We start from the raw sequence: 12682 nt of genomic DNA, 5'->3' as shown, positions 1-12682 counted from the left end.
AGAAGGTAACCTTCAAGGGCGTTTATATAAACTTTCGTACTAGTCTGTACATATTCATCCCAGAATTTTTCATTCGCAAAGTCTAGTGTAAAAGCATCAAAATCTAAAATTTCAGTAAAACTATAATTTAAATGAGGTTTGAAACTCATCCATAAGTCTGACTCTCTATATTTAGAATCTATGAGGAAAAGCAAGGTGGATTTTTTAACTTCATCAAAATCAAGCATTCTTGATAGTAGTTCAATATTATCTTCCGAGTTGAAAAAAGACTGTATGGATTTTTCTATATAACTAATAATTACATTTCCATTCTTTAGTTCGTCCCTATTTAAATTTAAAAAATAAGAGGATTTTGAACTATATATGTCGACAACTAAGCCGAAATTATTAAGCTTGTTTATGTCATTAGATAGATATAAATCGTAAATATCTAGTTGCTTATGCTCAATATATTGACCTCTGTAAAATAAATTAAGTTTGCTTTTCGATATAAGTTTGTCATTGTAACTAGAGTCTATATTCATAAAGCCTATTGCATCTTGAAAAATTATTTTCAGACCCAAGTTATTCTTATCGTCCCAGTAAAACCCATCAGTTTTGATTTTTTTAGATAAAAATGAGTGCTTTTCTAAATTTAATAGGCTAAGTCGTTCAGAAAAATTGAATGAGATGATAGGGTTAGTTATTGTATTTGATATTTCCAACAATCTATATAGCGCAAGGTATGAAACGGGATTAGAGTAAGATAAATTACTAATTATTTTTTTGAAATCAATTTCATTGTTATAAGTATCTAGTTTTATTTCGCTACTTATGACTTCCTGAATAACTAATTTGGTTCCATATTTTTTTAAATTATCAACTTCTTCAATGAAACAGTAACCCGATTTTCCAGATAAAGGAGAATTCAACTCGATTTTTAAACTTTCGTGAGTCATTCGACTTTTTGTAAAAATAGTAATTTTTTGCTGCTCCGTTGGCAAGTCTTTCATTAGTAAAAATGCACTATGAAGACCAATACCAAACTCACCTGAAGGTCGCATCCACTCTGGCATCTGACGAATGATTTTTTGCTTTTCCTTATTATTTTTAGAGCCAGCAATTTTTTGCATATATTCAAGATCTGTGCGAGAGATACCAACACCATTATCTTCAATACTAAGCTCCCATAACGACGAATCTTCATTATCAGCGACTTTTTTACAATCTAAGGTAATAGGGTAATCTGCGAACAATTCACGAGTTTCTGAGTCATAAGGATTAGCATTTTTAGGTAATTTCTTAGTACTATGTTCTTGTCCATGCTCTAGCCAAACCCTGATCATTGTTGCATCAATGGCGTTTTGAATAAGCTCTCGATAGATGCTCATATCGTCTTTGTATAGATTATTACCTTGTAATAACTCAATAGCACTACGCTCGTCCAATGAGAACTTCATCGGTTTGTTGTTAAGTAGAATCTTTTTGTCTGTCATTTCTACATCAAGTTTATTAATGGTTGGTAGCAAACCAAAATCACGATGCGGTACGATATTTTTCCATTGCGACATTTGATTTTGAATTTCTTCTTTGATCCAATCAAACCAGTTGCGACATTCAATATATGCCATTTCTGTACTACAGACAGCCGTTATGCTTACTGTCTCGTTATCTAGCTGAAACTCACGAATGGCTTGGTGCTTATGTTTATGCGTTTCACTAAACGATGGCATATTGCCAACTTGTCTTGCCATGACAGGACAAAAACGATTGTCATCGATATCGAACAGGTCACCTAAGCGTAGTAGGCAAGCGATAAAACGAGGATGGCAGTTTTCTGTTCCCATGCCTGTTTGACGGAAAGGTAATGTTTTCATTACATAATCGTCAAAACCAAGACCATGCGCCCAGCATATTTGTCCCAGATAGCGATAGATACGTTTAGGGAGGAGTTCAGTGCGAGGTGAGGTAATCCCGAGCTTTTCAAAAGGATCTAAAACCACTGAGTTAGAGTTTTTGGCATGACCACGGCGGTACCATTCAGCGATCATCTGACGGTATTTTTCGACGCCTGTATGTGGGTCTGAATGATTGACAAGTGCTTTATTCCAACCGTCTTCATGCCACACTTTGGCAAACTCATGTAAGTCTTGCGTATTGTCGTTAGCTAGGCTTTCGACATACTCTTTAAAGTCATCTTCATCAAAAACTTTTTGAACTTCATCAGCACTAAATAACATACCAATATCATGCCAGTAAGCAGCTTCTAGAATTAACCATGTGTCTGTCGCTGTCAGCTTTTCAATGTTACTACCTAACAGGCGCTCGATATTGACGAGGATTTGCTGAGAGTGCGATTCGTTATGACTACTAAAGTGTGGATAATAACTACCCACATTTTCAAGCGACTTACCGACGAGCTTTTCATCAAATTCCCATTGAGACATCAATATTTTAGTATTGCTGTCTTCATCAGTCTTCTTTCTTAGATGTTTGATTAATCCTGCGCTCATGGTAAATGCCTTTTTATTTTTAAACTTAATCGTTTGATTTTATATACCTATCAACATAGGTTGATTCTACCGTAAACGCATGATTAGCGGATAAAAATATTTTCACCTAACTATTTATAGTTTATCTCTCTCATCACTTTTTAATATCCACAAAAAACGGCACTGAAATCAGCGCCGTTTTATAAGTCGTGACAATTTAAACCCTAACCACGACTCCTCAAATGCTGAATCGCCAAAATTAATCCCAGCTTAAAATTACCTTACCGCATTGCCCACTTTCCATGATATCAAAGCCTTCTTGAAAGTCATCAATGTGCATACGATGGGTAACGATAGGCGATAGATCAATACCGCTGATCAGCATTTGCTCCATCTGATACCACGTCTCCCACATCTCGCGCCCATAGATACCTTTTAGGGTTAACGCCTTAAAGATAATCTTGCTCCAATCCACCGTGGTGGTGTTAGGTAAAATACCCAAGAGCGCAATTTTAGAGCCGTTATACATATTGCTAATCATCGAATCAAAGGCCTGAGGCGAGCCTGACATCTCAAGCCCAATATCAAAGCCGTGCATTTTTAACTCAGCAATGGCGCCTTCGATGGTTTCACCTTTGGCGGGGTTTATGGTCATTGTCGCGCCCATTTTTTTGGCAAGCTCTAGGCGATAATCACTGATATCACTGACCACGATATTACGTGCCCCTGCGAAGCGGCAAATCGCTGTCGCCATAGAACCAATCAGTCCCGCACCTGTAATCAGCACATCCTCACCAAGGACAGGAAATGAAAGGGCAGTATGAGTAGCATTGCCAAAAGGGTCCATAATGGCTGCCATCTCATCGCTGATACGCTCATCGAGTTTGATGACATTATCGGCAGGTATCACCAAATATTCGGCAAACGCGCCATCGCGGTCGACGCCCACGCCGATGGTGTTTTCGCACACATGTAGCTTACCACGGCGGCAGTTACGGCAATGCCCGCAAGCGATATGGCCTTCGCCTGTAACTCGGTCACCCACTTCAAAATGCTTCACGCCATCGCCCATTTCACTAATGATACCGACGTATTCATGTCCGATGATCATCGGCGTCTTGATGGTTCTTTCTGACCACTCATCCCATTTGTAAATGTGTAAATCTGTACCACAAATGGCGGTTTTTTTAATTTTAATTTTAACGTCATTGATGCCAACCGTAGGTTCTGGCATATCTTGCATCCAGATGCCTTTTTTGGCATGGGCTTTAACCAGTGCTTTCATACTTTTCTCTTATTTAACGGTGTTGTACTTAATGGTTGAATCTAGCGAGTGAATACCGAACAAATACCGAACGACGCTTAATCAATCACTTTCATTTGCTTGGCTACTTTGATAAAGGCAGTGATACACTGGTCTAGCTGCTCGCGGGTATGGGCGGCAGAGAGCTGCACACGAATGCGAGCCTCGTCTTTGGGTACGACAGGGTAAAAGAAGCCAATCACATAAATGCCTTCTTCAAGCAGTGCATCTGCCATTTGCTGCGAGACATTGGCGTCATAGAGCATCACAGCACAAATGGCCGATTCGGTAGGCTTGATATCGAAGCCCGCGTTTTGCATTTGCTTCACAAAATAGGCGGTATTTTCATGCAATTGGTCTTGTAAGGTATTGTCTTGCGATAGCATTTCAAACGCTTTTACCCCAGCTGCAGCTACCATAGGAGGAATGGAGTTTGAAAACAGATATGGGCGTGAACGTTGACGCAGCATCTCAACGATTTCTTTTTTACCCGTGGTAAAGCCGCCAATAGCACCGCCAAACGCCTTGCCCAAGGTACCAGTGATCAGCTCAATATCACCACGTAAATCAAACAATTCAGTCACGCCGCCACCAGTGCGACCGACCACGCCTGCTGAATGTGACTCGTCAATCATTACCATGGCATCATATTTTTGTGCCAACGCATAAATCTCATCCATCGGCGCTACGTTACCATCCATTGAAAACACACCATCGGTGACAATCAAACGAAAACGCTGTGCTTGCGCCGCTTGCAATTGCGTTTCTAAATCTTGCATATCTGCATTGGCATAGCGATAACGCGCGGCTTTACACAGGCGCACACCGTCGATGATTGAGGCATGATTTAGCGAATCAGAAATAATGGCATCCTCAGCAGTTAGTAGTGGCTCAAAGGCACCACCATTGGCATCGAAACAGGCCGCATAAAGAATCGTATCTTCGGTATTAAAAAACTTAGAAATCGCTGCCTCTAATTGCTTATGCAAATCTTGCGTACCACAAATAAATCGCACCGATGACATGCCATAACCTGAGTTTTCGATGGCTTTGATCGCCGCCTTTTTAATCTCAGGATGGTCAGACAATCCAAGATAGTTATTGGCACAGAAGTTAAGCATCTCGCGGCCATCGGCGATCTTGATGAGCGCATCTTGCGGAGAGGTGATAACGCGCTCGTTTTTATACAGTCCTGCTGCGCGTATGTCGCTGATTTCTTGTTGTAGGTGTTTCTGAAAGTCTTGATACATAAAGATTCCTTTTTTTAATATTATTAGCGTTTTTATTGATAATGCAGATATTAGGACTGCTGATAGAACCAAACTGTAGTCATTTTAAAATAGAATTGATACGCCAATATTGCCGTGCTACTGGTATAAATTTTACTTGCTTGCTGTGTCTACGCTGACAGAGGCTGCATAAAATATATCCCAGCATCACCGCATTGAGTGTAAAGTGAATAGACTATTTGCTTATTAGTATGGACTACCCACAAATCGCCAAATACTGACGTACGACATTATCCATGCCTTGCTCTAGCGACTCAATTGTAAACGCATGACCAATCGACACCTCAGCGATATCACTCAGCGCGAGCAGATCAGCCAAATTATCCAAATTCAAATCATGACCCGCATTGACGCGGATACCGTTTTGATTGGCTAGGGTGATACAGTCGCTAAAGCGTTGCTTGACCTCATCGAAATCAATGTTGTCATCGCTCTTACCATTACTGTAAGCGCGCGCCCATTCTTCGGTATACATCTCGATCGTCTGTACATCGCTCTCGATGACCGCTTTGATTTGTTCGATATCAGGGTCGATGAATACCGCACAGCGCGTACCGAACGCTTCTAGCTCTTTGCTCAACGTTGATAAAAACTCGTGATGTTTGATGATATCAAAGCCATGATCAGAGGTCAGCTGGTCGTCACTGTCTGGCACGAGCGTACATTGATGCGGTTTTACCTCACGGATAATCTTTAAAAACTGCTCATTCGGATTACCTTCGATATTGAAATCAATCTCTGGATAATCCGCCAAAAACGTACTGATATCATAGACGTCTTGGTATCTGATATGACGCTCATCTGGTCTTGGGTGTACAGTAAAGCCTTTGACACCTAGATCAATCAGCTTTTTTACAAAGTGCAATAGGTTAGGGTAGTCAGTACCGCGAGAGTTACGGATTAAAGCCAATTTATTCAAATTTACGCTAAACAATGGGCTCATAGTATTTCCTTTTTCATTGTTGTTATGGATAGATTTTTGGTTGTTAATGGTTAATAAAAATCGTTGGTATCAGCATACTTCTTATTCAATGCCTTTAAAATAGCATAAGTCTCTAAATCTACTTCGCCCGTTGGATTCAGAGGTCGGAAGTGTAGCTGAAACGCATAGACGACATCGCGGCTGGCTTTGTCCCATTCGTCGCTACTGTTAATCTGATAGCCATAATCACGAAACTGCTGCTTGATCTCAGGTATCGTTGCCGCTGAAAATGCATCTATATCCATAAAAGCAAGCTTATCAGCATCATCATACCAAGCGCCGATACCATATTGCTGATACAGCTGTTGCCAAGGGAACTTGGCACCGGGGTCTATTTTGCGCGAGGGTGCCATATCAGAATGACCAATGATATTCTTTGGTGAGATGCCATATCTCGCCGTGATATCTTGCACCAGCTCTGCGACCTTTTTAATCTGTAACTCATTAAAAGCGACATAATGGTCATAAGGATGATACGCCAGCTTGCCGTCTTTTAGGGCATTTTGATACTCAGGCGCAATCCCTGCATTGACGGTTTCTATGCCGATAGAGGTATCATTTAATATCGTCCGTCCTGCAAAGCCGCCATCACCCGCATGCCAAGCGCGTTCATTTTCTGGTACTAAATTATAAATTTTATCATCGTCATTATCTAACACCAGATAGTGGGCGCTGACCTTGCCTGTGGTCAGTGTTTTGATAGATCGGTCATTATCTGAAACCGTATAGTGCAGCACAATGGTTTTGATGCGTTCGCTTTTGCCAGTGGCTTGATAGTTTTTACTATCTACGATGTAGCTTTTGGTGGTCGCTACTGGAGAGGTTGTGGTTACGCAGCCTGATAAAAATATCATGCCAAGAACAGTAGTAAGGTAGACGGTATTTTTTATCATATTATGTTTTGCTTAGAATAAATGATTTTATACATTTTAGTATTAGCCATTATGATAGCGAGAGTGTGACATTAAATCATAGTAGAGTTTTGAATCGATAATATCTGCTACAAAAAATCCGCTAGGACTATAATCCGAGCGGAAACCATGATAAATCATTTTAAGTAGTTTGAGTGATGTGCTAAATGAAAAAAGTAATCAATGCACGTCGGAGTATCTTCTTCTGAGAGTACCATCCGCACCTTGCGATCCATCTCTGCTATACCAAGCAAAGTTTGCCGTGTTGGCACCAGTCTTAGTAATGACTGTATCGCCATTGTCGACACATGGGCCATAGGTTATCTTTTCCCTGAAATCCATCTCATTGGCAGTGGCATTCAACAGCGTCAATACTCCGCCACATTGCAATGATGGATAGTCAATTTTATATTGGCCGCCGACTATTGCAAGCTTGATAGTCCAACTTTCCTCAATGTCGTATTGGTAACCTTGACCTTCCCATATACCTTGAAAGCTACTGGTAGCTGATGAGGCCTGTAGATTTGAGTTCGCCTTAACCTTAGCAGTGTCGGACATCGCGATTTGGCTACAAGCGCTTAATGCCAAGATGGGGATGGTCAGTAATAGTTTTCTATTAAACACTGATGGCTCCATAATAATGTTTGCGTTATATATAAATAATAATGAAACACCTAGCAGTTGTATATCAATAATATTTTGTCATCATTCATAAAATGAAAGCTTGGCCGTATTTATCAGGGTCAGGTTTTAAGTTTTTTGAACCTTCTTAGCCAAGACCTTTTTCCAACTCTCTTCCAAACACTCAATCGCGAGCCATGGCTCAATTACATCAGCATCGTATTTCTCTTTAGAATTGGCCAGTTGCCACAGTGTCTCAAGTGTTGCAAACGGATAAGGACGCTCGATTAAATAAACTGGCAAATCCGCATCAATTAGACCATCATGCACGACTTGAAAGTACCAGCCAGAGATGCCTTGCTTGCTTACCCATGCTGCGATATTTGGCACTTTGGTAAACTGTCCGATTTGGTCATTGATTTTGTAGCAGGGGCGTCGCGGTTGAACGATGCGTAGCTGGACAGTATCATCATTACTATTGTCTTGACCGTTCTCAAAATGTCCACCATATTGAAAAACGTCACCAATGCAAACCGTAGACTCAGTCATTTCCGGTAGACCGTTGACGGCTTCGGTCGTGAGGTTTTCACCCAATGTACCGACACGCACTTTTAGTCCAAACTCTGTATTGATTTTTTCATAAGTCGCAGGCGCCAGTTGATGCACGGCTTTTAGCGGGCCACCATGATGTTTGCGATCGGCTTGCTCATCAGTGATCAATCCCATGAAATTGACAGCAACAGGCACTTTGATAGGTGCTTTATCAATAGCGCTCATTTCTTCGCGTGCAAATGGCATAGACTTGCCAGCGCGGACGCAGGTTAAGTTGGCAATATGTAGTGGCAGGTCTTGGTTAAAGTCTGGCTTGCTTTGTGCCGTTGCTGGTAACGTAGATATCATCGGTTCTGTGCTCATAAGCCGCTCTGATGGTTGGTTGTTTTTTGAGGCAGTAATGCTGACTGGTTGCTAATATCTTAGCTTAATCTTGAACCATTTTCAGAATATTTATCAGTGCGTGTACTAGATATAGAACCGCTTGTTTTTACATAAAAAAAGACCAGAATAATCATCTGGTCTTTTTGGTGGTACTTTTTTCAATTTTGAACAAGTATCGTAATCAACACTCTTATTTGTTTTTGTTACGACGACCAGCAGTTTTCTTCTCACGTGGCACAGCGACCAGCTCAGCCAACTGCTCAGGTGATGACCATAGGCCTTCTAAGTCATAGAACTCACGAGCTTGTGGCGTCATCATATGGACGACAACAGCGCCCAAATCGATCAACGTCCAATCAGAGTCGATACCGCCTTCACGGCCAAGTGGCATAAAGCCAGCTTGCTTGGCTTCAGCGCCGACACTGTCAGCCATCGCGCGTACGTGGCGCTTAGACGTACCATCAGCGATGATGATGCGTTCTGTTACGTCAGTCAAATCTTCTACATTCATCACGGTGATGTTTTTTGCTTTCATGTCGTCTAGAGCAGTTTCAACAACGGCTAAGCATTCTTTTAAGCGTTCTTCGGTCATGGTGTTGGTCATAAATTTTGATCTCTTGAATCGTAAATATTAAAAATAAAAAGGTAAATCGTCAATTTGCATGCGTTGGCATTGTCGAATGAACTAGATGTCGCCCGTCACATATACAGACAGGATAGGCAAAGTGACAAAGATAAGGCGATTTTAACGGAATTGAGCAGCAGAATATAGCTGATGGGCGATAATATATTGATAAACAGCAGGATTTAGCCATTTAGCTAATGGATTAAGTTCAGTATTGCACATGATATCATTTATTGGTTGCAAAGATGCGATTTGCATTTCGGCAGTGTGCTTTATATTTAATATGTGAGGGATTTTCTGAAGTTTTTGACGTACTTGCGTGCTGGATACGGCTGTCACAGGGCGCGGATCTATATAAATGTGGCCTTGATAGTTATTTTTTAGAGCGCTTTTATTTACCAGTGCTTGAGCGTTGGGCATTATCAATTCATTCGGTGAGTCGATTACTAGACATTGCAGCTCCGCGGGTAGTTGTGACTGCAATTTGGTCACGTCTTGCGCTATGTGGTTTTCGTCTACTAAATTTTTCGTATTTTCGGTAAAACTGTTCTTTTTAACATTAACATTAACATCAACATCAACATCAGACAGGCTATCACGATTAAAAATCCACAGATTGACATAGTCAGTCAGTCCAAGCCCTTCTTTCCATTTGCTTAAACTCAGCGCACTGTCCATGCCAATGATGAATATCAAACGGTCATGCGGATAGTGCTGCCGTAACGCGCGCACGCTATCGATGGTATAGACAGGTGGTGCTTGCCAAAGCTCAAGCTCATCTATTTGTATCGGTGTATTGATTGTCGCCAGTTTCAACATAGCCAAACGATGCTTGGGATCGGTGCTTTGTTGTTTAAAAGGCGAGCGAGCATTGGGCAATAGTGACACATGCAACTCATGATTTAGCTGCTTCGCTAGCGGTAATAAATGCTGATAAACGTACATCGCTATTTGCAAATGACCTTTATGCACAGGATCAAATGAGCCACCAAGATAAGCACGGATGGCAGGCGCAGTATGTTGAGTCTGTTTATGGTTAGTCATATTAAGCATAAATTGTCGGTCATATTAGGTATAAATAACGAGGTCAAATGGCTGGCAAAAAAAATTACCGCGGGTTTAAAAGAGACAGTAGCGCTATTGTAGTGGGCAAGCAGGTATATGTCACTACAAGCGCTCAAAGATCAGAAAACTATAAGTTCTAAAAACTCATAAAATCGACTTAATAAAAAGCCGACTATCATAGTGACAGTCGGCTTAGTTGTATATTGCTAATCACCAAAATTTTAATCAGCAAATTTCTTATCAATAAACAGTGTGACGATTAAATCAAATCGCTATGTGCCTGAATAGCAGTCAGCGCGATGGTATAGACAATATCGTCAACCAATGCGCCACGTGACAAATCGTTCACTGGCTTATTCAAGCCTTGTAGCATCGGCCCAACACTGATGACGTTGGCACTACGTTGTACCGCTTTATACGTGGTGTTACCCGTGTTTAAATCTGGGAAGATAAAGACGTTGGCTTGTCCGGCAACGGGTGAATCAGGTGCTTTTTGTTTGCCCACACTCATGACCGATGCGGCGTCATACTGTAGTGGGCCATCAACGGCAAGCGTCGGCTCACGTTCACGAACGATTTGGGTCGCTCGGATGACTTTTTCGACATCCGCGCCCGTACCTGATGAGCCAGTAGAGTAGCTGATCATTGCCACTTTTGGTTCGATACCAAATGCTGCTGCAGACTGGGCAGATTGGATAGCGATTTCAGCAAGCTCTTCCGCCGTTGGGTCAGGGTTGATGGCGCAATCACCATACACCACGACTTGCTCGGGTAGCAGCATAAAGAAGATAGAAGATACCAATGAATACTGTGGTGCAGTCTTAATCAACTGGAATGCTGGGCGTACGGTGTTGGCAGTCGTGTGCACCGCACCTGAGACCAATCCATCCACTTCACCCATCTGTAGCATGATAGTACCTAAGAACACGGTATCTTCAAGCTGTTCAGCAGCGACCAATTCGGTTGTTTTGCCTTTACGACGTTCAACGACAGCAGCGATATATTTGCTCATATCAAGCGTGTCAGGATCCATAATCTCAATGCCTTCTGGCAAGATTAAATCGCGATTTTTGGCAACTTGTTCCACTTCGCTGCGTTTTGCGAGCAGTACGCAATCAGCGATACCGCGGCTTTGACAGATACAGGCAGCTTCTACCGTACGTGGCTCAGCACCTTCTGGTAATACGATGCGTTTTTTAGCGGCTTGTGCTTTTTTGACCACTTGATGACGGAAGGCGGCAGGCGATAGGCGCGGCTGATGGTCATGGCTAAAGTATTCTTTAATCCAGCTTAGATTTAAGTGCGCGGCCACATAGCGTGTGACTTCTTGTGCACGCTCAATATCATCGTTTGGAATCTCAGCACTCATGTGCATCAAGCTCTGTACGGTCTCAAAGCTATCTGTTTCAACACTCATGACAGGAATACCTGTTTTGAGTGCAGATTGCCATAGCTCAGCGACAGTTGCATTTGGTGAGACGCCACCAGTCAGTACTAGACCTGCTAACGGGATACCGTTAATACAGGCCAATGCGGCGGCGAGTAATAAGTCATCACGATCGCCAGGTACGACGATGAGCGTACCACGTTTGAACACTTCATCAACGCGTGCGACTGAGCGAGCTGTCAAACTAATATGATTGATACGGCGTGTCTTTGCTTCACCGACATTTAACCAAGTGGCATCCAGCTCTGCGGCGATATCCCACGTACGGGGTACTGACAATGAATCACTAAAAGGTACCACGCCGATTAGGCGGAATCGATCGGTATCAAAATGCGGTGACAGACGCTGCACTTCTTGCATAAAGCCAGCATCCAAGCTGACCATAGCTTCGCCCGGTGCTACTGGCTGAGTGTCAAAGGTATTTGGCACATCGTGCACACGCATCAAGATGCAGCCTAAAGTACGCTCATGCGCGATACCGCCAAATTCACGAGCATGCACATCGAGCTTATCGGCTAAATGGGCTGGGTTTTTGGTATCGACCGTACTAACAAAGATGATTTTGGCATCTAAAGCGTGGGCAATAGCACGGTTGATTTGTGATGCATAAGAGGCTTCAGTAGTGGGTACTAAACCTTCACAAATCACGACGTCTTGGTCATCACCGATGCTATGGAAGTTTTCGATCACTTCTTCCATCAATTCATCAAGATTGCCATCACCAATCATACGCTCAACGCGCTGACGGTTGATAGATTTAGGCGGTGTCAGACCGAATGCATGCATGGTTAATGCGCTTGAGCTGTCTAGGCTGTTTTGCTTATCGAGCGTATCATCTTGCAAAAATGGCTTCATAAAACCGGCTTTGACGCCGTTATAATCGAGCGCACGAATGAGACCTAGCGCTGCTGATGTCAGGCCGATACCGCGACTAATAGGTACAAGTAAAATGGTTTGCATAGCATATCCTACTATTTATTTTATTATATCCGTGAGAGAGGTGTTGCTGACTGGCTAAAATGATGGCTGCTG

10 protein-coding genes are annotated in these 12682 nt (G+C 42.3%); all 10 read right to left on the bottom strand.

Annotated elements, in window-relative coordinates; all coding sequences use genetic code 11:
* On the bottom strand, positions 1-2492 hold a 2492-nt coding region (locus ACZW67_RS10480), incomplete at its 3' end, for an HD domain-containing protein (RefSeq protein ID WP_465183199.1).
* A gap of 238 nt (positions 2493-2730) precedes the next feature.
* The gene (gene tdh / locus ACZW67_RS10475) at positions 2731-3756 is read right to left on the bottom strand and encodes an L-threonine 3-dehydrogenase (protein ID WP_465183198.1); all 1026 of its coding nucleotides are present in this window, start codon (positions 3754-3756) and stop codon (positions 2731-2733) included.
* Between the two features lie 77 nt (positions 3757-3833).
* Entirely contained in the window at positions 3834-5024 is a 1191-nt protein-coding gene (kbl, locus tag ACZW67_RS10470; RefSeq protein WP_465183197.1) for a glycine C-acetyltransferase, read from the bottom strand.
* A 235-nt stretch (positions 5025-5259) separates the two neighbouring features.
* The gene (locus tag ACZW67_RS10465) at positions 5260-6006 is read right to left on the bottom strand and encodes a pyridoxine 5'-phosphate synthase (protein ID WP_465183196.1); all 747 of its coding nucleotides are present in this window, start codon (positions 6004-6006) and stop codon (positions 5260-5262) included.
* A 50-nt stretch (positions 6007-6056) separates the two neighbouring features.
* Positions 6057-6938, bottom strand: coding sequence for an N-acetylmuramoyl-L-alanine amidase (locus ACZW67_RS10460; protein ID WP_465183195.1), 882 nt, complete (start codon positions 6936-6938; stop codon positions 6057-6059).
* A 198-nt stretch (positions 6939-7136) separates the two neighbouring features.
* Positions 7137-7580 carry a hypothetical protein gene (locus ACZW67_RS10455; RefSeq protein ID WP_465183194.1) on the bottom strand — a complete coding sequence of 148 codons (444 nt, stop codon included), beginning with the start codon at positions 7578-7580 and terminating at the stop codon, positions 7137-7139.
* 126 nt (positions 7581-7706) lie between these two features.
* Complete coding sequence (locus ACZW67_RS10450) at positions 7707-8477, bottom strand: MOSC domain-containing protein (protein WP_465183200.1); 771 nt, start codon at positions 8475-8477, stop codon at positions 7707-7709.
* Positions 8478-8703: 226 nt separating this feature from the next.
* On the bottom strand, positions 8704-9117 hold the full coding sequence (gene rsfS / locus ACZW67_RS10445; RefSeq protein WP_110921901.1) for a ribosome silencing factor: 414 nt from the start codon (positions 9115-9117) through the stop codon (positions 8704-8706).
* Between the two features lie 141 nt (positions 9118-9258).
* Positions 9259-10182: a nicotinate-nicotinamide nucleotide adenylyltransferase gene (locus ACZW67_RS10440; protein ID WP_465183193.1), complete on the bottom strand. Its 924-nt coding sequence runs from the start codon at positions 10180-10182 to the stop codon at positions 9259-9261.
* A 280-nt stretch (positions 10183-10462) separates the two neighbouring features.
* Complete coding sequence (gene pta / locus ACZW67_RS10435; RefSeq protein WP_110921899.1) at positions 10463-12610, bottom strand: phosphate acetyltransferase; 2148 nt, start codon at positions 12608-12610, stop codon at positions 10463-10465.
* Positions 12611-12682: the final 72 nt, after the last annotated feature.

Source organism: Psychrobacter sp. TPE 89C, assembly GCF_055522395.1.
The sequence above is the reverse complement of the archived record's forward strand: the minus strand, read 5'-3'. Positions and strand labels throughout refer to the sequence as shown.